We start from the raw sequence: 25,902 nt of genomic DNA, 5'->3' as shown, positions 1-25,902 counted from the left end.
ACCGCTTGCGGGCAAGAAAAAGCGCCCCGCAGGGCGCAATCGATTTTTTGACTATCCAGACTATTTACTCGGATGGATTCTCAAAGGCGCGGTAGATGAGTCCCGCAATGATTGCACCGGCAATAGGCGCAACCCAAAACAGCCATAGCTGACTCAGGGCCCAATCACCGACAAACAGTGCCGGTCCTGTGCTGCGGGCCGGATTCACCGAGGTGTTGGACACAGGGATACTGATAAGGTGGATAAGTGTCAGCCCAAGGCCTATGGCGATGGGAGCAAAACCAGCTGGAGCTCGCTTGTCAGTGGCACCGAGAATGATCAGCAGAAAGAACAGTGTCATGACCAGTTCACAAACCAGCACGGCCGTCAGGCTGTAACCCCCGGGAGAGTGCTCGCCAAAGCCGTTAGAGGCAAAGCCGGCGCTCAGAGAGAATCCGTCCTGACCCGAGGCTATCACATAGAGAATGGCGGCGCCGACAATGGCCCCTGCCACCTGGGAGACGATATAAGGCAGTAGCTCGGCAGCAGGAAAGCGGCCGCCGGCCCAGAGTCCGAAAGAGACTGCCGGGTTGAGGTGGCAACCTGAAATGTGGCCAATGGCAAATGCCATGGTCAGCACGGTTAAACCAAAGGCGAGGGCAACCCCGACAAAGCCGATCCCCAGCTCAGGAAAGGCGGCTGCCAATACGGCGCTGCCGCAACCGCCAAGAACCAACCAGAGGGTGCCGAGAAATTCGGCGAGCATTTTTTGTGTCATCTTCATTGTTGCATCCTGTGCAGTGATGTGTTTCCCACAAATTCGCGGGTATTCAGGATAGCTCCCGAATATTACCGGCGCAGTATAGCCAGATGAACACTAGTTCAATGTGAGCTGAAGCGCCAATTTGTGTCAGAAAAATCAGCTGCTTGGAGGACGCGAAGGTTAAGGTTAACAGGCTGGAAAATTCGCTGTTGCTCAGGTTGGTTTGGGGTAAACAAGGCTGATGTTTAACGTCAAGGTGCTGTTGTTACAGCACCTTGTATCGAAAGGGTCAGGCAGCGGGGAAGCGGGCACCGAGTACGGCTTCGCGGCTGGCACCTGTTACCGCCGGCAGATTGGCCGGCAACCCCTGATGGTGGCGCAGCGCCAACCAGGCAAACGCTATGCCTTCCACCCATTTGGGATCGATACCCAGCACAGAGGTGGTGGCTATGCTATGGTTGGGCAACTGGGCACCGAGGCGTTTCATCAACGCGCCATTGAGTGCACCGCCGCCACAGACGTAGATTTCGCCATCCGGGCTCAACTTGGCTATGTCCCTGGCAATGCTATGGCAGGTGAGGTCCAGGAGTGTCGATTGAATATCCTCTTCCGGCAGATGGCTGAACAGTGCCAGTTGTTGATCCAACCAGGCGTTGTTGAACAGCTCTCTGCCCGTGCTCTTGGGGTAATCCAGCGAGAAATAGGGGTGTGATAACAGTTGTGCCAGAAATTCCGCCGAGCTGTTGCCGCTTTCGGCCCACTGACCGTCTTCATCGAACGGCAGTTGTCTTATCTGCTGGCTCCAGGCGTCTATCAGGGTGTTTCCCGGGCCGGTATCAAAGCCAAGGATCTCCCGGTTATCGGCGGGCAGGAAAGTGATGTTGGCTATGCCGCCAATATTGAGGATGATGCGGTTGGTGCCAGGGCTTGAAAATATCTGCTGGTGGAATGCCGGCACCAGCGGCGCGCCTTGGCCGCCGAGGGCGATATCCTTGCGGCGAAAATCGGCGATAACATCTATGCCGGTTTCGGCGGCGATAGTGTTGGGATCGCCAATCTGCAAGGTAAAACCCACTTCCAGATTGGGCATATGGCGCACTGTCTGACCATGACTGCCGATGGCACAGACCTGTTCCTTACTCACCCCAGTGTTGGCGAGCAGTTGCTTGACCGCGCTGGCAAACACCTTACCTACTGTGCGGTCCAGCCGTCCCAAACGATTGATTTCATCAGTATCCGGTTGGCAGAGACGTTGCAAGCCCTTGAACAGATGGGTGGGTAACGGCTCTGTATGTTGGCCAAGCAGTTTGGGTTGGCCACTGCTGAAGTCCACCAACACGGCGTCAACGCCGTCCATGCTGGTGCCGGACATCAGCCCAATAAAGTATCCAGAATTCATCTATGCTGTCCCTGTTATTGCATCGCAACCTGAACTTGTTTGTTGTGCAGCAGAGTGGCCATCAATTGGCTACTGAGTTGTTGGAAGGCGACACGTTCGCTCTTGGCAATAGCTTCAGCCTTGGGGAGATCCACAGTACGTGGATTTCTGTGTACACCGTTGACGATAAACTCATAGTGCAGATGTGCGCCTGTTACCCGACCTGTACGGCCTAGGGTACCTATGATCTGTCCCTGTTTGACGCTTTCACCCTGGTTAACCTTACGCTTGTTGAGGTGCAGGTATTTGGTGGTATAGGTTTCGTTGTGTTTGATAAACACATAGTTACCGTTGTATTGATTGTAGCCGGCCTTGACCACCCGGCCGCTGCCGGCGGCTTTGATGGGAGTGCCTATGGCGGCAACATAATCTACCCCGCGATGGGCCTTCACCTGACCGGTAACAGGATGCAGACGGCGGGGGTTGAAGTTGGAACTCACATACTTGAAGTCAACCGGTGAGCGCAGAAAAGCCTTGCGCATGCTGCGGCCTTCCTCTGAGTAGTAGTTACCGTCTTTGTATCTTACCGCAGTGTAACGCTCGCCCTGGTTGATAAATTCGGCGGCCAATATGTTGCCGTTACGCAGAAACTCGCCGTCGGCATATTCTTCTTCATACATGAGGGCAAAGCTGTCACCTTCGCGGATATCCAGGGCAAAGTCGACATCCCAGCCGAATATGGTGGCCAGTTGCATTATCTGCGCCGGTGTCAGTCCGGCTTCGACACCGGCATTCCAGAAGTTGCTCTTGATATTGGCACGGGCGAATTTATCCCGGGTCTCAACGGTTTTTACTGCCAGTTCTTCTTCATAACTCTTGCCCTGTTTGCGGACTATCAGGGTGGATACGGCATCGAGGCGGTATCTTAGCTCCTGCAGCTCGCCATCGGCGTTTTTGCCTATGGCGATTTCGTCACCTGGCATTATCTTCAGCAGGTTTTTTTTTGCCAGCGGCAGTTGGGTAATGTCGTGAACTTCTCTGGCGGTAAGCGAGGCGCGGCTGAAGAGTGCCGCCAGGGTGTCGCCGCTTTTAATCTCGAAGTGTTCCAGCTCGGCAACGGCCGGACTGGTTTGTTCCGGAACCTCAAGCGCGGCTTCTGCCTGTTGATTGAGTTTCTCTGTCAGCGCCTCGGCGGCGGCTTCTGAATCCGGATGTTGCCCGCTTTCAACCACTTGCTGGGCCGTAGGTGAGGTGGGGGTACGAAAGGCCAGTGGCACTTGGTAGCGTACCTGGGTTTCCGGGCTGGCGCTGTTTTTCGATGCCTCTGCTTCGTCAGAAGGAAGCAACAGGGTTATCAAGGTAATGGTGGTTAAAATACTGAGCAGGATTTGATGCTTTCTGGGCAGCAGTCTGAAGAGAGTAATAAGCTTTGCCATCGACCCCGATACCAATTTCTTAATTCTTGGGCTTATTGCCTTAGTGTACACACTTTCATTTAGGCTGGCTAACAAGTAACATAAGTCTCTTTGAATTTGAAGAGCCTTGGGAGTTGTTGGCGAGATGGCTGATTTAGCACAAATAATGGCGGAAATTAAACGTGGTACCGACGAGATTTTGCTCGAAGCGGATCTACTGGAAAAGCTGAAAGAAGGTCGACCACTGAAAATCAAGTTGGGTGCTGACCCGACTGCGCCGGACATTCACCTTGGCCATACCGTAATTCTCAACAAACTCAGACTGTTCCAGGACCTAGGACACGAGGTTATCTTCCTCATCGGTGACTTTACCGGTATGGTCGGCGACCCGAGTGGCAAGAACAGCACTCGCCCGCCACTGACCCGTGAGCAGGTGCTGGCCAACGCCGAGACCTATAAGGAACAGGTGTTCAAGATTCTAGATCCTGCCAAGACCAGGATTGAGTTCAACTCCAGCTGGTTGGAAGATCTCGGCGCTGCCGGCATGATCCGTCTGGCCTCCCGTCAGACAGTGGCCCGCATGATGGAGCGCGACGACTTCAAGAAGCGTTATGCCTCGGGTCAATCAATAGCGATCCACGAATTTATGTACCCATTGCTGCAGGGGTATGACTCAGTGGCGCTGAATGCCGATGTCGAACTGGGCGGTACAGATCAGAAGTTCAACCTGCTGATGGGCCGTGAGTTGCAGAAAGCCGAGGGCATGAAGCCACAGGCGGTGATCATGATGCCACTGCTGGAAGGGCTGGACGGCGTGAAGAAGATGTCCAAGTCTGCCGGCAACTATATAGGTGTCAGCGAAGCTCCGGATGAGATGTTCGGTAAGATAATGTCTATCTCAGATGAGTTGATGTGGCGTTATTTGGAGCTGCTGTCTTTCCGTCCACTGACTGAAATTGAACAGTTCAAGGCCGATGTCGAAGCCGGTGCCAACCCAAGGGATATCAAGATAGCCTTGGCGAAAGAGATTATCGGTCGCTTCCACAGTGAAGAAGCTGCCGAGGCTGCCCATCAAGCCTTTATCAATCGTTTCCAAAAGGGTGCCATGCCGGACGATATTCCCGAGCTGACTCTGGAAGCCGGTGAAGGACTGGCGATTGCCAATCTGTTGAAAGAGGCGGGTCTGGTTGGTTCAACCTCCGATGCCATGCGAATGATCAAACAAGGTGCGGTGAAGATGGATGGTGACAAGCTTGAAGACAGCAAGCTGGTACTGAACGCCGGCACATGCGCGGTATTCCAGGTCGGCAAGCGTAAGTTTGCCAAGGTAACACTGGCCTGAGCCCAAAGTACTTCAATCTAAGCGCTTGTTTTAGCCCTTAAAATATCAAACCCGGCACGGCCGGGTTTTTTCTTGCCTGTATCAGGCTCAGTGTTTGTGAGGCGGGCTGCAGTTGTCGGTACCAAAGTAGACCTTGTTCTGGCAGCGCCAACTGAGCACGGCTTTTTCCACTGACCAGTCGCCGGCATTGTTATCGAGCGCCAGAATAAGCAGCATCTGAGGATGCCCTTCCTGGGTGCTGACATTGTAGGTCAGGGTCTTGCCGTGAGAGTGACTGATGCGAACGAACTTAAAGGCCGAGCCTGAGTATTGGCGGCTGATCCCTTCAGGATTTTGACTCCAGGGAGCCTGCTGATGTTGCGCCTGCAACAGCTTTTGATTGAAACGGTTTACAGGTTGTGCAGCGTAGGAAACCACCAGAGGTGGTTCAAACTTTTCTTCGGCATTGAATGCTGCCTGGGCCTGAGTCATCAAAGGGAAACACAGGGGCAGGGCAGCCAGTACGGATAAGCGACTCATCTTTACCTCTCGGATCAGAGTGAACCCTGATCTCGCTGTTGGCACTCAGAGGGTTGGACAGTAAAAAACAGGCCGGGTTCCCGGCAAGGATTATTGAGCCGAGAGTTGGTCCGCCATGGTCTGATAGTCCATCAGATCCATATGCTCTTTAACCCTGTGATTAAGGGTATCCAGCTTTAGCGTGGTCACTCCGGGAATGGCGATGTCTATGATTTTGCCCGGTTTGCCGAATTGCTCTCCCGGACCCTTGTAGTGATAGTTGCCTATCATCACCACCAGAGAGCCAGAGTTGAACATGTGCTCTATGTTGAATTGATACTCGAGCACGCCGCGGTGGGCCCGCTCCAGAAACTCTATGATGTGCCTGCCACCCGTGTATTTGCGATCTGCGGTTTTGTCGTTGAAGACACTGTCGCGATTGTAAAAGGTTGCCAGCTCATCATAGTCGTGAGTGGTTAGGGCATGGATATAGCGCACGGCCATCTGCTGCTCCGGCGGCATATCGCCGCTGTTGGCCAGCAATGGTGAGCTTAACAATGCCAGGATCAACCCCAAATAACGCACAATCATTCTCTCTTGGTCTTCAAGTCAAACGCAGGTAACGACAGGTGCCAACGTATGGCGGCCAGACGCATTATCAAGGCTGTGATAAAAGCCAGCATCAGCGCCGCCTCGGCGTCGAGTTTCAGCTGTAGGCTGCAGGTGTACACCAAACCGCCCAGAATAGATGCCGTAGCGTAGATTTCGGTACGCAGCACCATGGGGATCCGGCGGCAAAGCAGATCCCGAATAATGCCTCCTCCCACTCCGGTGATCAAGCCCATGACTACGGCTATCATACCGCCGTATTCCATTGTCAGAGCCTTCTGGGCGCCGATAACGGTAAAGAGTGCCAGGCCGACGGCATCGGCTATGGCAAGGCTAGATGGGGGCAAACGCCAGGGCCGGCGTACCAGAATCAAGGTCAATACCACGGTCAGCAGTATCACGTAGAGATAGTTGTGGTCATGAAGCCAGAATACCGGAGCGCCCAGAATCGTGTCTCTGAGGGTGCCGCCGCCGATGGCGGTGACCGCTGCCAGCACCAAAACACCGAATGGATCCATCCTGTGCCGGCCGGCAGCCAGAGCGCCGGAAAGGGCGAATACGGCGGTACCAAACAGATCCAGGCTATAGACCCACAGTGTCATTAGCTCATCTCTTTGAGATGAATGTTGAGGGCATCAACCGAGATACGGATTTCAATCACCGACAGGATCAAGGAATACAGCAGCAACAGCAAACTGGCGCCGAAAATTACCGAGCCTGTGGTATTGAAGCCAAGATAGATAAAAATCATACACAGCACGCACAGGGCGAAGCTGGTGACACCGGCCTCCTGCATGCGGCGGATGATAACGATGCGGCGGCGCAGGTTTTTCAGCTGTTCGGCCGCAACGGGTTTATCACCGCCACTCAGGGTGCGGATCAAGGCGGCCAGCGAGAAAAATCTGTTGGTATAGGCCAGCAGTAGCAGGGAAATAGCCGGAAACAGCAGTGCCGGGGTCGTCAAAGAGATATGCATATTGTCCAGCACGGCAGTTTTCTCAGTGGCAAGCGGGGAATGAAGGCATTATAAGGAGAAAATGAATAATTTAAAGCGTTTGTGAATAACGTAACAAAACCCAAATCAGAGGTAACAATACGACGAAAGCAAACCAGATGGCGAAGGTGCGAAATGTCAGTGAAATCGCCTTGGGAATGGTCTTGTGATCCGGCACTGGGCCCGGGCCCACTTTCTCCACCTGAACCTTGATGCCGGAATACTTTTGTGGTCCGCCAAGCTCTGTCATCAATACATACGCCGCCATAGTTGCCACCTGGAAGTTAAAGCCGATGGGAAAGCGGCTGTGAGGTGTTTGCCAAAGCAGTTTCAGTGCCTGGGGGCCGCCCTGAATCGCCAGGGTAAAACGCCACAGCTGCGCCGGGATATACAGCAGCACCTGATTGACCAGAAACACGGGCCGACCGAAGAAACGGTATTGTGGATCCAGACACCACCAGCTTTGCTCCAGCTGTTTTAACATTCTCACCAACAGCACCATGGGCGCGCCGGCGAGGCAGAAGAAAAACACCACAGTAACAGTGCCGTGAATGGGAGTGGTCACCAGCTTTTCTATGGTAGCCTTGGCGATGCCAGCCTCGGATAGTTCGGCAGTGTCGCGGGCGACCCAGGGGGAGAGCAACTCTCTGGCGGCCGGTTTGTCTCCCCGCCTGAGGGCCTGGTATATCTCTTCGGCTTCCTGAATGAAACAGGCATCGTTGAGACATAGATAGAGGATCAAAAACTCAAAGAACCAGGGGAATGCCGCCAGTTCCAGCAGGAAGGTGATGATTAACCAAAATGGCAGCACCAGCAGCAAAATGGCCAGAGAGCCGGCAATCAGTTGTTGCCTTTCGTCTCTGTCGCCCCGTTTGACCTTGGCGGCCAGTGACTTGGCCAGGTGGCTCAACCAGGCCAGAGGTTGAAAAGCCTGGGGCAGCGGCGCCAATCGCGCCAGCAACAAGGCAAAAAACAGCACCAGAAACCCCTGAATAAGGGGCCCGTCTAAGGCCAGCAACTGCTCGTAGAAGGGCAGGCTCATGGGCTCCGGTGCTCCTTAACTAAAGGTGATGCAGCATGCCTATGACCATGAGGGCCGAGTGATGCCCCGCCTTGACCAGATAGGCATCAAAGTCGACCGGAGAGTCGTTGTTGGCATTATCGGACAGAGAGCGGATCACCACAAAGGGCACGCCGAACTGATGACACACCTGAGCAATGGCCGCGCCTTCCATTTCACAGGCGGCCATGGTGGGGAAATGCTTCAGCATGACGGCGGTGCGCTCGGGATCGCAAATAAAGCTGTCACCTGTGCAGATAAGGCCTTCAATGGCTTTGACCTCTCCCAAACCTGCGATAGCCTGTTTGGCCGCCAGCATCAGCTTGTGATCAGGAATAAAGGCTGCCGGTTGCTGCGCCATCTGGCCCATCTCATAGCCAAAGGCGGTGACATCGACATCGTGGTAGCGGACTTCATCGGAAATCACTATGTCACCTATCTGCAGCGCATCGACAAATCCACCGGCCGAGCCGGTATTGATGACCGCATCCGGGGCGAACTTTTCAATCAACAGACTGGTCGCTATGCTGGCGGCAACCTTGCCTATGCCGGAGCGGGTAACTATGACTTCTTTGCCAACCAGAGTGCCGCTGACAAATTCAATGCCGGCAACCTTGCTGTGCTGTGGGTTTTCCAAAGAGGCAATCAGGTGAGCAACTTCCGGCTCCATGGCGCCGATAATACCGATTTTCATGGCTTAACCTTCTTTAAATGTCTTGAGTGAGCCTGAGGGCGGCTTAATATAGCACAAGCCAAGGATGGTGCGAATAAGTCAGCCGGTGACAGCCTGGTCGCTGAAGTCAGGCCGCATGTAATAAACGGCTTTGGCTGCGCTATTCCCGGAGTGTAGAACAGATGAAAAAAAGCGCACCCGGGAGGTGGGTTCCCGGATGCGCTCAAAGTGTTGAGTTGTCAGCTGAGGAAGTTGAGTATCCCAAGCGCCGCATCACGTCCTTCGGCGATGGCGGTGACCACCAGATCTGAACCCCTGACCATGTCACCACCGGCAAACACTTTAGGATTGCTGGTTTGGAACGGATTGGCCGCTTCTTTCTCGGCTTTTACCCGGCCCCATTGATCCAGGGCGATATCAAACTCGGCAAACCAGGGCGCCGGGCTGGGTTGGAAACCGAAGGCTACAATCACGGCGTCGGCGTCCAGCAGCTGGTCGCTGCCCGGGATGGGCTCAGGACGCCGACGACCACTGGCATCGGCGTTGCCTAGCGCGGTTTCAACAAATTCGACTCCCTTGACCTTGCCATCGTCTGTAGCAATCGCCACCGGCTGGCGATTAAACAGGAACTCGACCCCTTCTTCGCGGGCATTTTGCACCTCACGGCGCGAACCCGGCATATTCTCCTCGTCGCGGCGATAGGCACAGATAACAGATTCGGCGCCTTGGCGCACCGCCGTGCGCACACAGTCCATGGCGGTATCACCGCCGCCGAGTACTACTACCTTCTTGCCCTTGAGGTCGATATAGGGCTGCGCCGGATCGGCTTGCCCCATTAACTCTCGGGTGTTGGCAATCAGGTAGGGCAGGGCCTGAATAACCCCTTCGGCCTCTTCACCGGGCAGGCCCGCCTGCATGGCGTTATAGGTACCCATGCCGAGGAACACGGCATCGAAGTTGGCCAGCAACTCGGCAAAGGGAATATCCTGGCCGACTGTGACGCCGAGGCGGAACTCTATCCCCATGCCTTCCATCACGCTGCGGCGGGTAGCCATCACTGACTTGTCGAGCTTAAAGGCGGGAATACCATAGGTCAGCAGGCCGCCTATCTGAGGGTACTTGTCAAAGACCACCGCCTTGACTCCGTTGCGGGCCAGGATATCGGCGCAGCCAAGACCGGCCGGCCCCGCGCCTATGATGGCGACCCGCTCGCTTCTGGGCGTCACCTGGCTCATGTCCGGGCGCCAGCCTTGGGCGATGGCGGTATCCGTGATGTATTTTTCCACATTGCCTATGGTGACGGCGCCGAAATCATCATTCAGGGTACAGGCGCCTTCACATAGCCTGTCCTGCGGGCAGACTCGGCCGCAGACCTCCGGCAGGGTATTGGTTTCATGCACCAGGTCTGCCGCTTCCAGGATACGTCCCTGTTTGGCCAGCTTGAGCCAGTTGGGGATATAGTTGTGCAGCGGGCATTTCCACTCGCAGTAAGGGTTACCACAGTCCAGGCAGCGGTCTGCCTGCTGGTCGACCTGCGCCTGGGCAAAGGGTTGGTAAATCTCAATAAACTCTGTCTTGCGGCGTGAGATAGCCTGCTTGATCGGGTCGATACGACCCACTTCGATAAACTGAAAATCGTTACTCATGCTCGCTTACCCCGCTTTTACGGCCAGTTCCGGGCTCGGTTGTTCCAGTTTGAGCAGATCCGAAACCTGAATATTCTTGGGCTTGACCAGGACAAAACAATCGAGCCAGTTTTCAAACTCACTGAGAATGGCACTGGCGTGTTCACTGCCGGTCTCGGCCACATGCTGCTCTATCAGCCCTTTGAGGTGTTGCTGATGAATCGGCGACTCCAGCTTGAGGGTGTCGACCAGTTCGGTATTGACCCTACGGTTGAAGCGGCCGAATTGGTCGAACACATAGGCGAAACCGCCGGTCATACCGGCGCCAAAGTTGACGCCCGTGGTACCCAGCACCACCACTATGCCGCCTGTCATATATTCACAGCCGTTGTCACCGACCCCTTCAACTACCGCCAGCGCTCCTGAATTTCTGACCGCGAAACGCTCACCAGCCCGTCCCGCCGCAAACAGTTTGCCGCCGGTGGCACCATAGAGGCAGGTATTACCGACAATGGCGCTGCGCTCGGATTGGAAGGCGCTGCCGAGCGGCGGATAGATGGCGATTTTGCCGCCGGACATACCTTTACCCACATAGTCGTTGGCGTCGCCGCACAGTGACAGCTCGAGTCCAGGGCTGTTCCAGACCCCGAAACTCTGACCGGCGCTGCCGTTGAAGCTGAGCCTTATCGGCTTGGGACAGCCTTTTACGCCCCAGGTTGCCGCGATATGGCCCGAAAGCGCGGCGCCTACCGAGCGGTCGGTATTATTGATGGGGAAGCAGACATCGAAACCTTCGCCCTTGGTGACGTGCTCGGCGCACTTGGCCAGCAGTTCCTGGTTCAGGCTGCCGGGATCTGCCGGCGTATTGGTCTCTTTCCAGGTCAGACTGGTGCTTGGCAATACTTCGGGTTTGAACAGGATAGGGTTCAGATCCAGTCCCTGCTGCTTGGCGGTCTGGCCTTCGATGGCCTGCAGCCAATCGCTGCGCCCTACCAATTGTTCAAACTCACTGACCCCCAGCTTGGCCATCCATTCACGCACCTCTTCGGCGACAAACTCAAAGTAAGTCATCACTCGCTCGGGCAAGCCATGATAGTGCTTGTCTCTCAAGGTCTTGTCCTGAGTGGCGACCCCGGTGGCACAGTTGTTGAGGTGGCAGATACGCAGGTATTTGCAGCCGAGCGCTATCATGGGCACAGTGCCAAAGCCGAAGCTCTCGGCACCCAGTAAGGCTGCCTTGATAACATCTGTGCCAGTCTTGAGACCACCATCCACCTGCAGGCGTATTTTATGTCGCAGACCATTGGCCACCAGAGACTGGTGAACTTCGGCAAGGCCAAGCTCCCAAGGGCTGCCGGCATACTTGACCGAAGTCAGCGGGCTGGCGCCTGTGCCACCATCGTAGCCGGAAACGGTAATCATATCGGCATAGGCCTTGGCGACCCCTGTGGCTATGGTGCCAACGCCCGGCTCAGAGACCAGCTTGACCGAGATAAGCGCCTTGGGGTTTATCTGCTTGAGGTCGAAGATCAGCTGCGCCAAATCCTCGATGGAGTAAATATCGTGGTGAGGCGGCGGTGATATCAGTGTCACGCCCGGGCGGGCGTGCCTGAGGCCTGCGATTTCAACACTGACCTTATGACCGGGCAGCTGACCGCCTTCACCGGGCTTGGCGCCCTGGGCGACCTTTATCTGCAACACTTCGGCGTTAATCAGATAATGGGCGGTGACCCCAAAGCGGCCAGAGGCTATCTGCTTGATGGCCGAATTGCGTTCGCTGTTGAATCGGCGGGCATCTTCGCCGCCTTCGCCTGAGTTTGAGCGGCCGCCGAGACGGTTCATGGCGATGGCCAGCGCTTCGTGAGCTTCCGGGCTCAGGGCGCCGATACTCATGGCGGCGCTGTCGAATCTGGGGAAGAGTGTCTTGGCCCCTTCCACATCCTTGAGCGCTATGCTCTCGTGCTGCTGTTTGACGCTCAGCAGATCCCTCAAGGTGGCGACCGGCCTTTGGTCTACCAACTCGGCAAACCGTTTATAGAGCGGGTAATCCACCTCTTTCAGAGCTTGTTGCAGGGTGTTGACCACATCCGGGTTGAAGCAGTGGTACTCGCCGCCCTCAACGTACTTGAGCAAACCGCCCTGCGGCAGCGGCACATGGGGGCGGAAGGCCGCCTGACTCAGCAGTTGCTGATCGGCTTCTATGCCATCGAAACCCACACCCTGAATACGGCTGACCACGCCGTTGAAGCATTGTTTTATGACCTCGTCGGCCAGGCCTATGGCCTCAAACTGCTGGCTGCAGCGATAGGAGGCGACTGTGCTGATCCCCATCTTGGACATGATCTTGCGCAGCCCCTTCTCAATGCCGTAGCGGAAGTTGAGCATCAGATTAACGATATCCTCGGCCTGATGGCGCTTGGCGAGTTCGGCAATGGACTCGTACACCAGATAGGGGTAAATGGCCGTAGCGCCAAAGCCCAGCAGTACCGCGAAATGGTGCGGATCCCGGGCCGAGGCTGTTTCCACTATGATGTTGGTGTCACAGCGCAGGCTCTTGTTCACCAGCATCTGTTGCACTGAACCTACCGCCATGGCGGCCGGAATGACCAGGGTATCTTTGCTGACGGCGCGATCCGAGAGCACTATCAGGGTGGTGCCGGTGCGTGCCAGGCGCTCGGCTTCATCCGTGATCCGTTTGATTGCCTGACTCAGGCCTTCGGAGGCCGGATAGTTAAGGTCAACCTTGTTGGCACGGTAATAAGTGCTGTCCAGACTCAGCAGTTGGTTGAAGTCACTGAACAGCAAGATAGGCGAATTAAACATCACCCGATAGGCGTGTCCCGTGGTTTCGTTAAATAGGTTCTGCTCGCGGCCGATACAGGTGGCCAGCGACATCACATGTTTCTCCCGTAGCGGATCGATTGGCGGGTTGGTGACCTGGGCAAACTTTTGCCGGAAATAGTCATACAGCGAGCGCTGTTTCTTCGACAGCACTGCCATCGGGGTGTCGTCGCCCATGGAGCCGGTGGCTTCTTCGCCTTTGCTGGCCAGTACCCAGATCACTTGCTCAAGCTCTTCTCGGCTGTAGCCGAACAGCTTCTGGTACTGCAGCAAAGTGCCCTGGTTGAATTCACTGACGCCCTGATCCTGCGGCGACAGTTGCTCAGCCGGCACCAGAGTCTGACTATTCTTTGCCATCCACTCCTTATAGGGGTGACGACGTTTGAGGTCGTTATCGATTTCGAATGACTGATAAAGACGGCCGCTGAGGGTGTCGAGCACCAAAAGTTCACCCGGGCCGACCCGGCCTTTTTCAATCACTTCATCCGGGCCATAGTCCCAGATACCCACTTCCGAGGCCAGAGTGAGAATTCTGTCTTTGGTGATCACATAGCGTGATGGCCGCAGCCCGTTGCGATCAACCGCGCAGGCGGCGTGGCGACCGTTGGTCATGACTATCCCGGCCGGGCCATCCCAAGGCTCCATATGCATGGAGTTAAAGTCATAGAAGGCCTTGAGCTCTTCATCCATCTCGGGGTTACTCTGCCATGCAGGCGGGATAAGCAAACGCATGGCGCGGTACAGGTCCATGCCGCCGGCCAGCAGCATCTCCAGCATATTGTCCAGTGACGACGAATCTGAGCCGGTTTCATTGACAAACGGGGCGGCCTGCTGCAAGTCAGGCAGCAGCGGTGAGTTGAACTTGTAAGCCCGCGCCCGAGCCCATTGGCGGTTACCCGTGATGGTATTGATCTCGCCATTGTGGGCCAGAAAACGGAACGGCTGTGCCAGTGGCCACTTGGGTGAGGTGTTGGTCGAGAAGCGCTGGTGGAACAGGCAGATAGAGCTTTGCAGCCTAATATCGGCCAGATCCGGATAAAAGGCCGGCAGATCGGCCGGCATCATCAAGCCTTTGTAGACAATGACCTGGCCGGAAAGGCTGGCTACATAGAAGTCTTTATCCTGGGTCAATTGCTGCTCGAGGCGGCGCCGAGCCATATAGAGGCGCCGCTCCAGATCTTTTTCACGCCAGCCAATGGGAGCATTGATGAGCACTTGCCAAATTTGCGGCAAACTGGACTTGCCTATCTCGCCGAGCACTTCCGGGTTAACCGGAACCGGACGCCAGCCGGCAATACTCAGGGTCTCTTTCTCCAGTTCCCGCTCAAGCAATATTCTGGCTTCGGCTGCCAGGGTTTCGTCCTGGTTTAAAAACAGCATGCCAACGGCGAACTTACGGCTGAGATGCCAGCCCTGCTCGGCCGCAATGGCCTCAAAGAATCCTGTGGGCATTTGCATCAGCAAACCGCAACCGTCGCCAGTGCGTCCGTCAGCTGCAATACCACCACGATGTTTCATGCGGTCGAGGCCATGGATTGCCGTGCGAACAATGCGATGGCTGGCTTCGCCATCCATCTGGGCTATCAATCCAAAACCACAGTTATCCCGCTCGAAACTGGGATGATACAAGCTCATACAAAACCTCCCTTAACATCACTATTACTACTCGGGAGAGAGTACCAAACTCTATAGATATGCACCCGAACCATCCAAATTATCCTGAGACTTGCTAAAGGTCAAACCTAAATATTGCATATATTTGATGATATTTGGGGTGTTTCATACAGAATCTCTAATTGCATTACGTTAACGTAAACTGAAAATTGAGCTGTATAACACTATGAATGAAAAGAAAATCTACTTTGGGGTGATTTGGTGTTCACTTAATTTTAACAAATAACCTCGAATTATCCTTGCAGAAGAAAAACTGATTTCCAGCCTGATTGTCTCTTGCGTTAAAAAATTGCCTGGAGTGACTAAATATTCACAAAAGTGTGAGCTGGATCGGGTTGTATCCAATCGAATTGGTCATCGATCACCAGCAAAAGCAGCAGTCATTTGTGACATAAATTGACCTGGAGCAGAGCGGCCCTGAACAGGAGTCGTTAGACTGGCGACTTTTTTGAGAGAAGCAAATGGGACTGGACGACTTTGTCACTACCTTTGGTCAATACTGCCGGCAACAATTTGGTCAACGGTTACAAAAGCTGACTCTGGATGCGCGTTTTACCTGTCCCAATCGCGACGGAACTCTGGGGCGCGGTGGTTGCACTTTCTGTAATGTCGCATCCTTCAGTCATGAACATGGAACCGACTTGTCGATTGCGGCTCAGCTCGAGGCCGGCAAACAGAAGATGCAGGCAAAGGCTTCGCGGTTTTTGGCTTATTTCCAGGCTTATACCAGTACCTATGAAGAGTATGCCGAGCTCAAGCGTAAATACGATGAGGCGCTGCAGAGCGAGCAGGTAGTGGGTTTGTGTGTCGGTACCCGCCCGGATTGCGTACCGGATAGAGTGCTTGATCTGCTGGCGCAATATCAACAAAACGGCAGTGAAGTCTGGTTGGAGCTGGGTTTACAGAGTGCTCACGATGCCACGCTCAAACGGATTAACCGTGGCCATGACTTTGCCGTCTATCAGGACGCCGTCTTACGAGCCCGTAGTCGCGGACTCAAGGTGTGTACTCATCTGATCCTCGGACTCCCGGGAGAAGGTATGACGGAGCATCTACAAACTCTGGATGCGGTTTTGGACTCTGGAGTGGATGGTCTTAAACTGCACCCCCTGCATATAGTGGCCGGCAGTACCATGGCCAAGGCCTGGGAAGCGGGCAGGTTGCAGCCGCCGACACTGGAGGAGTATGTTATCAGTGCGGCGCAGTTGATCCGTCATACGCCAAAAGAGATAGTGTTTCATCGGGTGACCGCCTATGCCAGTCGTCCCGTGTTGCTGGCGCCGGATTGGTGCGCTCAGCGCTGGATAGGTTTGGTAGCACTGGTGGATGAGTTGGCGGCCAAGGGCGGGCAGGGCTCTGGGTTAATCAATTTAAATCAATAGCCTATAAACTTTTGTATGAGTTGTTCTCGCTTTTTGTATCACTAATGTTAAATGCAAGAAAGTTTTGACCCGTTTGACGCCTATAAGTTGCACCTGCAATTTTAGCGGGTATGATGTGGTAAATCTGACACATTCGAGGAGCGCCTTCATGGCCACAACTGAACTGGATACTATCTTAGATCTCAATACCCTGGAGCAGTACTGTAGTGCTATAGGTGCCGGCACCTTACTCAAGAGTGTGGTGTTATTTGAACAGTTGCTGCCAGAGTATGTCGCGAACCTGCAAAAGGCCGAGGCGGCCGGAGACAAGGATACCCTGTGTGCCGAGGCTCACAAGTTCAAAGGTGCTGCCGGCTCTGTAGGATTGAAACGGATCCAACAGACAGCACAGCAACTGCAACACGGTGAAGAAGCAGAATGGGAAGCCGGGCACAAAGAGTGGCTGACAATCATTGTTGAACATGCCGGTGAAGATCTGCAGCAACTTAAGTCTTTCCTCGAAGCCAAAGCATAAATTCCGGCCTTGGGTGCCGGAGAGAAGCTCCGGCGCTGCCAAAGTACTTAGAAACTCCCGCCACTACCCCTTTTCTATTACCTTAACCTTAGCAGTCAAGGCTTGGGTTTTCTGCTATTTCCGCTTCAGTGATGGATTTCTTACCTGGATGATTTATCGCCTCGGTCACACTCCTGATTTGATACTGCTGCTCGGCAGACTTTTTGTGTTAGATTAGATAGAACTTTCTAATGCATTACTCAATTGGTAATCGACAAAATGAAACACTTACCCAGTTTGAAAAACCTCTATTATCTGGTGAATCTGCATCAGGAGCAGAACTTCAACCGGGCGGCCAAGGTGTGCCATGTGAGCCAATCGACACTCTCCAGCGGGATCCAGAATCTGGAAGAGCAGTTGGGCTATCAGCTGATCGAGCGGGACCACAAGTCCTTTATGTTTACTGCTATTGGTGAAGAAGTGGTGCAGCGTTCGCTGAAAATTCTGACCGATGTCGACGATCTGGTGGAGCTGGTGAAGAACCAAGGCGCCCCCATGACAGGGGAGATTCGGCTTGGCTGTATTCCCACCATTGCCCCGTTCCTGCTGAGCCGTGTAGTTAAGCAGTGCCAGAAGTCTTATCCGGATCTGAGTCTGCTGCTCAAAGAGGACACCACAGAGCGTTTGTTGACTGCCTTGGGTAAGGGCGAGTTGGATCTGTTGTTGTTGGCTCTGCCGGCCGATACTTCCGGCTATCACAGCATGAAGGTGGGTATTGACCCTTTCAAGATGGTGGTGCACAAGGACTTGTCTGCCGACATTCATGAACCGGTGGACTATCAGGCGCTGCCGGATGAGAGTATTTTTCTGTTGCAGAGTGAGCACTGCATTACCGGTCATGCCATCAGTGCCTGCCAGTTGGGTGACAGCGCCAAGGTCAATCCTTTTGCCGCCACCAGTTTGCATACCTTGGTACAGATGGTGAACAGTAAACTGGGCACGACTTTCCTGCCGCAGATGGCGATAGATGCAGGGATATTGAAAGACACGGATCTTGCGGTGATGAGCCCTCCAGGGGAGGCACCATTTCGTGAGATAGGCTTGGTGTGGCGTCAGACAACCAGCCGGATCCTGACCTTCAGAACTTTGGGGTTGGAGATCCAGCAGCTGCTGCAGCAGCAGGTTTAGGCTTGGATTCAATCCATATCAATAAAAAACGGCCCTTTGATGGGCCGTTTTTTATGACTGATTACCTTGTTTGGGCTTAACCCCGAAAACTTCAATGGAGTGTTGTTTTCCCTTGAGCTTGACCGGTCCCAGATTGGTGAGCTGATACTCACTGTCGTCGTTTTCCAGCCTCGCTACCAGCGCGCCGGAGAGCAGCATCCTTTGTCCTAAGGGATTACACTGATCCTGCAGTCTCGCCAAGGTGTTGAGCACGTCGCTGAAGAAACTGATCTCCTGCTTTTGCACCCCGACCACGGCTGCAACCACTTGGCCGCAATGAGCTGCCGCCTTGAACTTGGGAACAAAGCCGTAATGTTCTTCAAAATAGCGTCGCTGCCAATTGAGCTGCTGGCTGAATTCAAAGTAGATGTTCATGCATCTGTCGTTGATGATGCCGTCTTCCAATGGCCAGTGAATGAGCACAGCGTCACCCATGTAACGATAGATCTCGGCATCATTGTTGGTGACTGTGTCGGAAAGTAAGCTGAAGCTGTCCTGGATCAGTCGACTGAAGCGGTAATCCCCCAGAGATTCGGCATGGGTGGTGGAAGCCACCATATCGAGATAGAGAAACAGTCGCTGCTCGTATCTGGGCTTATGATACTTACCCAGACCTATATTCAGCAGGATCCTGGGCCCCACCAGCAGGGCCATCTGTTCGATAAAGGCGAGCCCGACCCGTACGACCACCAGATAGATGATTAGCGCCTGGAATGAGGGGCTATAGAGGATATGCACTGTCAGCATCTGTCTCAAGGTCGCCATATGGTTCTCTATGGCCCACATATTGAGGTACTGGGTCATATAAGCCAAAGTAGTGGCGCCCAAGAGCAGAAACAGCCCTTTGAAGATGACGGAGAAGACGTAGGGCAGGCGATTGATGGCACTGAAATCGGCTATCAGGTTCGACATCCAATGCAGACTGCCGAAAATTACTCCCATGTAGGCGGCCAGGGTCGCGAGATCCGCCGAGCCGACAGCCCACTGAGGTAGCTCAGTGGTTTGGGCATAGCGAAAAAATACAAAAGCTGCCATGGCTCCCGTCCATGCCATAATGGCAAACAGAAGCTTTTTGGCCTGGCGACGCGCTCTCACGAGGTGAAATCTATCCTAAATTTAAGGGGCCTTCTCAGGATGCGCTAGTTTATAGAATATACCCCTCTGATTTCCAGTGGTAATTGTGATCTTAATCAAGGCAAGTGCGGATTAGAGTCGATATCAACCAAAAAAGCGCTCAAGTAGTCCTTTGGTGAACTGGGTCTTGAGATAAAAGCCTCTTGGGTTTGTCATCTGAATACTGCCGTCTTCGGCAATACTTTCGGTCAACACTTTGCTGTTGGCCGCCTTGGGTCTGAGCTGCAATACCTCACCGTGCCTGGCGGTGATCTTGCTGACTTTGCCCATGCTGATAAGCTCCATGATCTCTTCCCAGTCCTGGCGCAATAGCCTGTCTTCCTCGGTGCTGGGTTCCCACAGCAGCGGTGAGCCGATACGTCGAACACCTGGGGAAAGTTCTCTGTCTCCCTGAACCGGGATCCACAGTACCCGCTGCAACTTGTGATACACCAGACTCTGTTCCCAGCGCAGTCCTGAGATATTGGTCAGCGGCGCGACACAAACATAGGTGGTTTCCAGCGGCATGCCGCGCTCATCTATCGGGATACTCTTAAGCTCTACCCCAAGATGCAGGAAGTCTTGCTCAGGTTTGGAGCCCGCTGTCGCCCCCAATGCCAGTTCCAGCAGTTGTCCGGTCCAACCTTTGTCGCGGCGAAAGTCTCTGGGCACGGCTACCCCTAAGGATTCGGCGAGCTGTCCAAGAGTCAGCCCGGCGATATCGTCAGCGCGCTGCAGTAGTTGTGCCAATGAGCTTGGCGGCATGATATTGGTTTTCATGGCGCTGATTTTACCTGAGCGGCACTGGATAACAAGGTTGTACAAAAACCGACCGCCACTGTGCAAACCAAGCCAATCCCCTGTGTGCAAGTTTGTATCTTAATGTTTTTATTGGCTAAAGTGTTTTTGGTTGACCGCCGAATAATGGTTTTCCTGAGTTACTCGCCGATTTCCCCTGTGTTGCCAACAAACTTATCCACAACATTTTGGGATAACTGAGTATTTTTGGCTTCAATAAAGCAAATAATGGTGAGTGTCAACCGGGTTTTGACACCATTTTGGACCTTTAAGCCAAGTTTTTGGCCATGGGGTGTGAATAAAGTTTTGTGATATTGCCCGCAAGTCGGTTCTGATTACTCGTTGGTTAAAAAGTGCTCTGTTGATAGGGTTGCTGTCGATTGCTTTCTTTTTTATGTATCTATCTTTTTGTATTTAAAGTGATTTTGTTTTGATTTTTACTTTTGGGCTTAGACTGTAAGGGTTGCAAAAAACAGCGTTTCCAGAAGTTCAGTCGAGTTTCAAACAGAGATATCCACAGTTTTTGTGGATATCCACTCAAACATGGCAGAGCGGTTGTTGATAAAGTGGGAAACTCCATTTGCTTATCCAGAGAAAAAGCCGTAAATAGAGAATTGCTGCCGACGTGGGATTGTGAAACAATCGAATCATTGAAATTTATCGCTTTTTCGGAGTCCATGTGATTGACAGCGACGGTTTTCGCGCAAATGTGGGCATCATTATCTGTAACAGATTTGGCCAAGTAATGTGGGCCAGGCGTTTCGGTCAGCACTCCTGGCAGTTTCCCCAAGGGGGATTGGATGACGGTGAATCCGCTGAAGATGCCATGTATCGAGAGCTGTATGAAGAAGTAGGGCTCAGGCCGGAACATGTGCAGATACTGACATCCACCCGCTCCTGGTTGCGATACAGATTGCCAAAGCGTTTGGTGCGCCAGGACAGCAAGCCTGTCTGTATCGGCCAAAAGCAGAAATGGTTTTTGCTCCAGCTCAAGAGTCAGGACAGTGCCGTCAACTTGAATTCGTCCGGCCATCCTGAGTTCGATGACTGGCGCTGGGTAAGTTATTGGTACCCTGTGCGTCAGGTCGTATCTTTTAAACGTGACGTCTACCGTAAGGTTATGAAAGAGTTCGCCACCACGGCTCTGGCATTGCAGACACGGGAGCCTTCACGCCGACGGGGACGACAAAGAGCAGCAGGCTGAGGTTTGATATCGAAAGGGGGAACAGGTGTTAAACACGCTCAGGGATATTACTCAGGCAGTTGCGGCCGCAAGGGATCTTGAGGCTGCCCTTGAGCTATTGGTCGGCCAGATAAAGGCCGCCATGAGCACTCAGTGTTGTTCTATCTATATTCTGGATAAAAATGAGTTGGTCCTCTCCGCCACAGATGGCTTGGAACCCAGTGCCGTCGGCCGGGTTCGCATGCCGTTGACCGAAGGTCTGGTAGGCCTGGTTGCCGAGCGTGAAGAAGCTATCAACCTTGCTGATGCCAGAGCCCATCCCAGATTCAAACTCTTTCCCGAAGTGGCCGAAGAGGAATATCGCGCCTTTCTCGCCGCGCCCATTATCTATCAGAAACAGTTGCTTGGCGTCATAGTAGTGCAGCAGCCCAGTGCCCGTCAGTTCAGTGAAGGGGAAGAAGCCTTTCTAATGACGCTGGCGGCGCAGTTGGCCATGGCCATTCGCGGCCTCAAACAAAAAGCCAGCGTCAAGGAAGATCAGCTGCAAATCCTGTTTCAGGGCACGCCGGCCTCCAATGGTATCGCCATTGCCCATGCTTTGGTGCTGGGCGGGCAGATATCACTGGAGCAGCCGGATCAAACCGCAGCAGATATCCCCAATGAGCTTGAGCGCCTCAAGACAGCAATCGAGCGTTGCCGTAACACCCTGAGTACCCTGGCACAGCGTTTTGACCGTGAGCAGGATGAAGAGGTGGTGTCTATCTTCTCGGCGCTGCAACTCTTGCTGGAAGAGGCCAGCCTTGGGGGCGAATATCGCGATGAGGTGCTTGCGGGTTGGTGCGCCGAGTCGGCGGTCAGTCGCGTGTCTTTGCGTTACATCACCCAGTTTATGGCGATGGAAGACCCCTATCTCAAAGAGCGGGCCAGCGATATCCGTGACCTGGGGCAGAAGGTGCTGCGCCAGTTGATTGAGCCGGAACGGTTGGAGCTCAATGCCGATAAGCCGGTTATTCTGGTGACCCGTGAGGCGGATACTACCTTGTTGGCCGAGTTTCCGCGGCAAAAGTTGGCCGGGATAGTGACAGAGCTTGGCGGGGTCAACTCCCATGCCGCTATTCTGGCCCGGGCGCTGGGTGTACCGGCCATCACAGGGGTCGACCAGGTCTTGGCTGCCGACATCGACAAGAAGCTTTTGGTGCTCAATGCCACTCGCGGTCAGCTGATGGTGTCACCGTCTCCGGCCGTGGTCGGTGAGTACCGCAGTTTATTGTCTGCCGAGAGAGCGTTGCAGCGGCAATACGCCAGAGAGCTGAACCTGCCGGCCGAGACGGTCGATGGCAAGCGTATTCACCTTTACATGAACGCCGGATTGCTAAGCGGTTTGGCCTCGGAAATCGCCGAAGGCGCCGATGGTATTGGGTTGTATCGCACCGAAATCCCCTTCATGTTGCAACAGCGCTTTCCCAGCGAGTCTGAGCAGGTAAAGGTGTATCGCCAGGTGCTGGAGGCGGCGTCCGGTCGGCCCGTGGTGATGCGCACCCTGGATGTGGGCGGGGACAAACCCTTGCCTTATTTCCCCATCAAGGAGGAAAACCCATTTTTGGGCTGGCGTGGCATTCGCTTGTCGCTGGACCATCCCGAGCTGTTTCTGGTGCAAATTCGCGCCATGCTCCAGGCCAGCGGCAGCGGTGAGCAACTGCATATTTTGCTGCCCATGGTCAGTAATCTCGATGAGATAGATCAATCGCTGGAATATATCGAACAGGCTTATTCCGAGCTTAAGTCGGATGTGAACCCTGAGCTGAAAAGACCCAAGGTCGGCATTATGCTGGAGGTGCCGGCGCTGCTGTTTCAACTGGATGAAGTCGCCAAGCGTGTTGATTTTGTTTCCGTCGGCAGCAACGACCTGACCCAATATCTGTTGGCGGTAGATCGCAACAACCCCAGGGTCAGCGCCCTGTTTGACAGCTATCATCCTGGGATATTGCGTTCACTGAAACAGGCGCGGGAGACCTGCCGTCAATATGGCCTAGGTGCCAGTGTCTGTGGCGAATTGGCCGGTGAACCCGGCGGCGCTTTGCTGCTTGTCGCCATGGGCTATAACCGCCTGAGTATGAACCAGGGGAGTTTGGCCAGAATAAATTATCTGCTGCGGCGAGTGCGCAGCAGTGAACTCGAGCAGTTGTTGGCCGAGGCGCTGACACTCAGGAGCGGCAGTGAAGTGCGGCAACTGGTGCACGATTATTTGGGGCAAAGAGAGCTGGCGGCCATTCTCAACTGAACCTGCCGTGGCGGGTGTATGGAATAACAACAAGAATTAAGGAACCTCTGTGGACACATTTCTCTGGGTATTCGGTGTTTGTCTGGCGTTGGGGGCCTTTGTCGGCTTTATGGCCGGCTTGTTGGGGATAGGCGGTGGTCTTATTGTGGTGCCGGCGCTGTTGTATATTTTACCCAAGGTGGGAGTTCCCGCCGCGCAGTTGCCCCATGTTGCCATTGCCACTTCGTTGGCGGCCATCATTTTGACCTCTTTTTCATCGGCCCGCGCCCATCACAGCCACGGCAATATTCCCTGGCCACTGTTTAAATCCATGTTGCCTGGTCTGGCGCTGGGGGCCTTGTGTTCGGGGTTTATCGCCGAATTGATCCCGGCCGATGATCTGCGCCGCGCCTTTGCCGTGTTTGTAATATTAATGGCCGTCCAGATGGCATTCCCTTTTCGCCCATCGGCGAAAGAGGGCTTGCCGCCATTTCCCGTTTTACTCATAGTCTCGGCGATTATTGCCATTATTGCCGCCTTGATGGGCATTGGTGGTGGGGTGCTTTTGGTGCCTTTCCTCACCTGGTGTGGGCTGCAGATGCGTCAGGCGGTGGGTTTTTCATCGGCTACCGGCCTTATCATCGCCCTTTGGGGGAGTTTAGGGTATGTTATCGCAGGCTGGAACGCCCCGGATATGCCAAGCGGCACTCTGGGATACATTTACCTGCCGGCTTTGGTGGGCATTATTGCCTCCTCAATGTTGGTGGCGCCTGTGGGTGTAAAAGCGGCCAGCACTTTGCCGACGCCGGTACTGAAGAAAATATTTGCACTTTTATTGGTTGTTGTGGGTCTTAAACTTATTCTGGCCTGATCTGCGCCGTAGTTAATTTAGGAATCGTCTTTCTGTTATGGCTTTAGAATTTCCCAATATTGATCCTGTGATCGTATCTTTTGGCCCCTTTGAGCTGTTCGGCCAGACTTTTGAACCGGCTTTGCGTTGGTATGGTTTCATGTATCTGCTGGGCTTTTTGGCCGCTATGATACTGCTCAACCGTATGGCTGACAGATCCAAGGGGGTATGGAGCCGCGAACAGGTATCGGATCTGCTGTTTTACGCTTTTCTCGGGGTGATCCTGGGGGGCCGCATAGGTTATGTGCTTGTCTACCATCTGGATTTCTTTATTGCAGACCCCTTGTACCTATTCAAGATCAGTGAAGGCGGCATGTCCTTCCACGGCGGTTTGATGGGGGTTATTCTGGCCATGCTCTACATCGCCTGGAAACAGAAGCGCAGCTTCTTCGCGGTGGCGGATATGGTGGCCCCCGTGGTGCCCATTGGCCTGGGCGCCGGGCGTCTTGGTAACTTTATCAATGGCGAGCTTTGGGGCCGAGTCACAGATGTACCTTGGGCAATAGTGTTTCCTTCCGGCGGCCCCGAGCCTCGTCACCCTTCGCAGCTGTATCAATTTGCCCTCGAAGGGGTAGCGCTGTTTATTTTGCTGCAATGGTTCAGCAGACGCAGTCCCAAGACAGGAGCCGTGTCCGGGATGTTTTTGCTCGGCTATGGTATCTTCCGCTGCATAGTGGAAACGGTCAGACAGCCAGATGCCCAACTCGGGCTTTATTTGGGCTTTTTGACCATGGGACAGATACTGTCAGTGCCCATGATCCTCTTTGGACTCTATCTGTTAATGCGTAATGCGCCGCAGGCCGGCGTGGTGAAGGACAAGCAGTAATGCAGCAATATCTTGATTTAATGCAACATATTTTAGATTCCGGTACCGACAAGAGTGACCGTACCGGCACGGGAACCCGCTCTGTATTTGGCTACCAAATGCGTTTTGACCTCAGTAAGGGGTTCCCCTTGGTGACCACCAAGAAGTGCCATCTGCGCTCCATCATCCATGAGCTGCTCTGGTTCCTGAAAGGGGACACCAATGTTACCTATCTGCGTGAAAACAAAGTGACGATTTGGGATGAGTGGGCCGATGAGGCCGGTAATCTGGGGCCGGTTTACGGCGCTCAGTGGCGCAGTTGGCCAACGCCCGATGGTGGTCATATCGATCAGATCACTCAGGTGATAGAGCAGATTAAGTCACAGCCGGATTCCAGACGTTTGATTGTCTCGGCCTGGAATGTCTCCGAGCTCGACAAGATGGCGCTGGCACCTTGTCATGCCTTCTTCCAGTTTTATGTAGCCGATGGCAAGTTGTCCTGTCAGCTGTATCAGCGCAGCTGTGATGTGTTCCTGGGATTGCCGTTCAATATCGCCAGCTACGCCTTGTTGACCATGATGGTAGCGCAGCAGTGTGATCTTGAATTGGGCGATTTTGTTTGGACCGGCGGTGATACCCACCTTTACTCCAATCATATGGAGCAAACGGCGCTGCAACTCAGCCGTGAGCCCAAGCCTTTGCCGCAAATGAAAATAACCCGTAAACCCGAATCAATTTTTGACTACCGATTCGAAGATTTCGAGTTGTCCGGTTACGAACCTCATCCTCATATTAAGGCGCCTGTCGCTATCTAAACCGGGTTTTTCGTGGAATACTTCGCATATCTCGAGGTATTCCTTAGAAACTTTCGATTATACTT

General features: G+C 53.9%; 22 protein-coding genes. 9 read left to right on the top strand and 13 right to left on the bottom strand.

Going from position 1 to position 25,902, the window contains the following annotated elements:
- Positions 1 to 64: 64 nt before the first annotated feature.
- From aqpZ to HCX89_RS15005, 3 genes are all read right to left on the bottom strand, one after another.
- The gene (aqpZ, locus tag HCX89_RS15015) at positions 65 to 763 is read right to left on the bottom strand and encodes an aquaporin Z (RefSeq protein ID WP_028779766.1); all 699 of its coding nucleotides are present in this window, start codon (positions 761 to 763) and stop codon (positions 65 to 67) included.
- Positions 764 to 1,031: 268 nt separating this feature from the next.
- Entirely contained in the window at positions 1,032 to 2,141 is a 1,110-nt protein-coding gene (locus HCX89_RS15010; protein WP_025010529.1) for an anhydro-N-acetylmuramic acid kinase, read from the bottom strand.
- A gap of 14 nt (positions 2,142 to 2,155) precedes the next feature.
- Positions 2,156 to 3,556, bottom strand: a complete 1,401-nt coding sequence (locus HCX89_RS15005) for a peptidoglycan DD-metalloendopeptidase family protein (RefSeq protein ID WP_167716563.1) — start codon at positions 3,554 to 3,556, stop codon at positions 2,156 to 2,158.
- Positions 3,557 to 3,680: 124 nt separating this feature from the next.
- Between HCX89_RS15005 and tyrS the strand changes: the two genes are divergently transcribed.
- Positions 3,681 to 4,877 carry a tyrosine--tRNA ligase gene (gene tyrS / locus HCX89_RS15000; protein WP_025010531.1) on the top strand — a complete coding sequence of 399 codons (1,197 nt, stop codon included), beginning with the start codon at positions 3,681 to 3,683 and terminating at the stop codon, positions 4,875 to 4,877.
- An 87-nt stretch (positions 4,878 to 4,964) separates the two neighbouring features.
- Here the strand turns inward: tyrS and HCX89_RS14995 are convergent, their stop codons facing one another.
- The 8 genes from HCX89_RS14995 to gltB form a co-directional block, all read right to left on the bottom strand.
- Positions 4,965 to 5,396: a hypothetical protein gene (locus tag HCX89_RS14995; RefSeq protein ID WP_101059496.1), complete on the bottom strand. Its 432-nt coding sequence runs from the start codon at positions 5,394 to 5,396 to the stop codon at positions 4,965 to 4,967.
- Positions 5,397 to 5,486: 90 nt separating this feature from the next.
- On the bottom strand, positions 5,487 to 5,966 hold the full coding sequence (locus HCX89_RS14990) for a nuclear transport factor 2 family protein (RefSeq protein ID WP_037437043.1): 480 nt from the start codon (positions 5,964 to 5,966) through the stop codon (positions 5,487 to 5,489).
- Positions 5,963 to 6,586: a trimeric intracellular cation channel family protein gene (locus tag HCX89_RS14985; RefSeq protein WP_071238283.1), complete on the bottom strand. Its 624-nt coding sequence runs from the start codon at positions 6,584 to 6,586 to the stop codon at positions 5,963 to 5,965. The genes HCX89_RS14990 and HCX89_RS14985 overlap by 4 nt, the downstream gene beginning before the upstream one ends.
- Complete coding sequence (locus HCX89_RS14980) at positions 6,586 to 6,960, bottom strand: DUF2721 domain-containing protein (protein ID WP_025010535.1); 375 nt, start codon at positions 6,958 to 6,960, stop codon at positions 6,586 to 6,588. Before HCX89_RS14980 ends, HCX89_RS14985 begins: the two co-directional genes overlap by 1 nt.
- A 70-nt stretch (positions 6,961 to 7,030) precedes the next feature.
- Entirely contained in the window at positions 7,031 to 8,020 is a 990-nt protein-coding gene (locus tag HCX89_RS14975; protein ID WP_044734956.1) for a cobalamin biosynthesis protein, read from the bottom strand.
- A 19-nt stretch (positions 8,021 to 8,039) separates the two neighbouring features.
- On the bottom strand, positions 8,040 to 8,732 hold the full coding sequence (locus HCX89_RS14970; RefSeq protein ID WP_045283528.1) for a 5'-methylthioadenosine/adenosylhomocysteine nucleosidase: 693 nt from the start codon (positions 8,730 to 8,732) through the stop codon (positions 8,040 to 8,042).
- Positions 8,733 to 8,950: 218 nt separating this feature from the next.
- Entirely contained in the window at positions 8,951 to 10,357 is a 1,407-nt protein-coding gene (locus HCX89_RS14965; RefSeq protein ID WP_101059495.1) for an FAD-dependent oxidoreductase, read from the bottom strand.
- 6 nt (positions 10,358 to 10,363) lie between these two features.
- Positions 10,364 to 14,812 (bottom strand): glutamate synthase large subunit, encoded by a 4,449-nt coding sequence (gene gltB, locus HCX89_RS14960; protein ID WP_101059494.1) that lies wholly within the window; start codon positions 14,810 to 14,812, stop codon positions 10,364 to 10,366.
- 500 nt (positions 14,813 to 15,312) lie between these two features.
- Between gltB and HCX89_RS14955 the strand changes: the two genes are divergently transcribed.
- The 3 genes from HCX89_RS14955 (at position 15,313) to oxyR (ending at position 17,914) form a co-directional block, all read left to right on the top strand.
- The gene (locus HCX89_RS14955) at positions 15,313 to 16,233 is read left to right on the top strand and encodes a TIGR01212 family radical SAM protein (RefSeq protein ID WP_025887834.1); all 921 of its coding nucleotides are present in this window, start codon (positions 15,313 to 15,315) and stop codon (positions 16,231 to 16,233) included.
- Between the two features lie 148 nt (positions 16,234 to 16,381).
- Positions 16,382 to 16,747: an Hpt domain-containing protein gene (locus tag HCX89_RS14950; RefSeq protein WP_025010539.1), complete on the top strand. Its 366-nt coding sequence runs from the start codon at positions 16,382 to 16,384 to the stop codon at positions 16,745 to 16,747.
- A gap of 258 nt (positions 16,748 to 17,005) precedes the next feature.
- Positions 17,006 to 17,914, top strand: a complete 909-nt coding sequence (gene oxyR, locus HCX89_RS14945) for a hydrogen peroxide-inducible genes transcriptional activator OxyR (protein WP_028779775.1) — start codon at positions 17,006 to 17,008, stop codon at positions 17,912 to 17,914.
- 51 nt (positions 17,915 to 17,965) lie between these two features.
- Here oxyR and HCX89_RS14940 read toward each other — a convergent pair whose 3' ends face one another.
- Entirely contained in the window at positions 17,966 to 19,048 is a 1,083-nt protein-coding gene (locus tag HCX89_RS14940; RefSeq protein ID WP_025010540.1) for an adenylate/guanylate cyclase domain-containing protein, read from the bottom strand.
- Positions 19,049 to 19,171: 123 nt separating this feature from the next.
- Positions 19,172 to 19,846: a DNA mismatch repair endonuclease MutH gene (mutH, locus tag HCX89_RS14935; protein WP_025887835.1), complete on the bottom strand. Its 675-nt coding sequence runs from the start codon at positions 19,844 to 19,846 to the stop codon at positions 19,172 to 19,174.
- 697 nt (positions 19,847 to 20,543) lie between these two features.
- On the opposite strand from mutH, the gene rppH reads away from it, so the two are divergent.
- Genes rppH through thyA form a run of 5 tightly spaced genes read left to right on the top strand, consistent with a single transcriptional unit; the run spans position 20,544 to position 25,837 of the window.
- Positions 20,544 to 21,068 carry an RNA pyrophosphohydrolase gene (gene rppH / locus HCX89_RS14930; protein WP_025010542.1) on the top strand — a complete coding sequence of 175 codons (525 nt, stop codon included), beginning with the start codon at positions 20,544 to 20,546 and terminating at the stop codon, positions 21,066 to 21,068.
- A gap of 25 nt (positions 21,069 to 21,093) precedes the next feature.
- Entirely contained in the window at positions 21,094 to 23,328 is a 2,235-nt protein-coding gene (ptsP, locus tag HCX89_RS14925) for a phosphoenolpyruvate--protein phosphotransferase (RefSeq protein WP_044734950.1), read from the top strand.
- 49 nt (positions 23,329 to 23,377) lie between these two features.
- Positions 23,378 to 24,178: a sulfite exporter TauE/SafE family protein gene (locus HCX89_RS14920; RefSeq protein ID WP_062793821.1), complete on the top strand. Its 801-nt coding sequence runs from the start codon at positions 23,378 to 23,380 to the stop codon at positions 24,176 to 24,178.
- A 37-nt stretch (positions 24,179 to 24,215) separates the two neighbouring features.
- The gene (gene lgt / locus HCX89_RS14915; RefSeq protein WP_071238279.1) at positions 24,216 to 25,043 is read left to right on the top strand and encodes a prolipoprotein diacylglyceryl transferase; all 828 of its coding nucleotides are present in this window, start codon (positions 24,216 to 24,218) and stop codon (positions 25,041 to 25,043) included.
- Positions 25,043 to 25,837, top strand: a complete 795-nt coding sequence (thyA, locus tag HCX89_RS14910) for a thymidylate synthase (protein WP_071238278.1) — start codon at positions 25,043 to 25,045, stop codon at positions 25,835 to 25,837. The genes lgt and thyA overlap by 1 nt, the downstream gene beginning before the upstream one ends.
- The last annotated feature ends 65 nt before the right edge of the window (positions 25,838 to 25,902 follow it).

Origin of the sequence: Shewanella sp. Iso12 (assembly GCF_012030025.1) — a bacterium.
Classification (GTDB): Bacteria; Pseudomonadota; Gammaproteobacteria; order Enterobacterales; family Shewanellaceae; genus Shewanella; species Shewanella algae.
The sequence above is the reverse complement of the archived record's forward strand: the minus strand, read 5'-3'. Positions and strand labels throughout refer to the sequence as shown.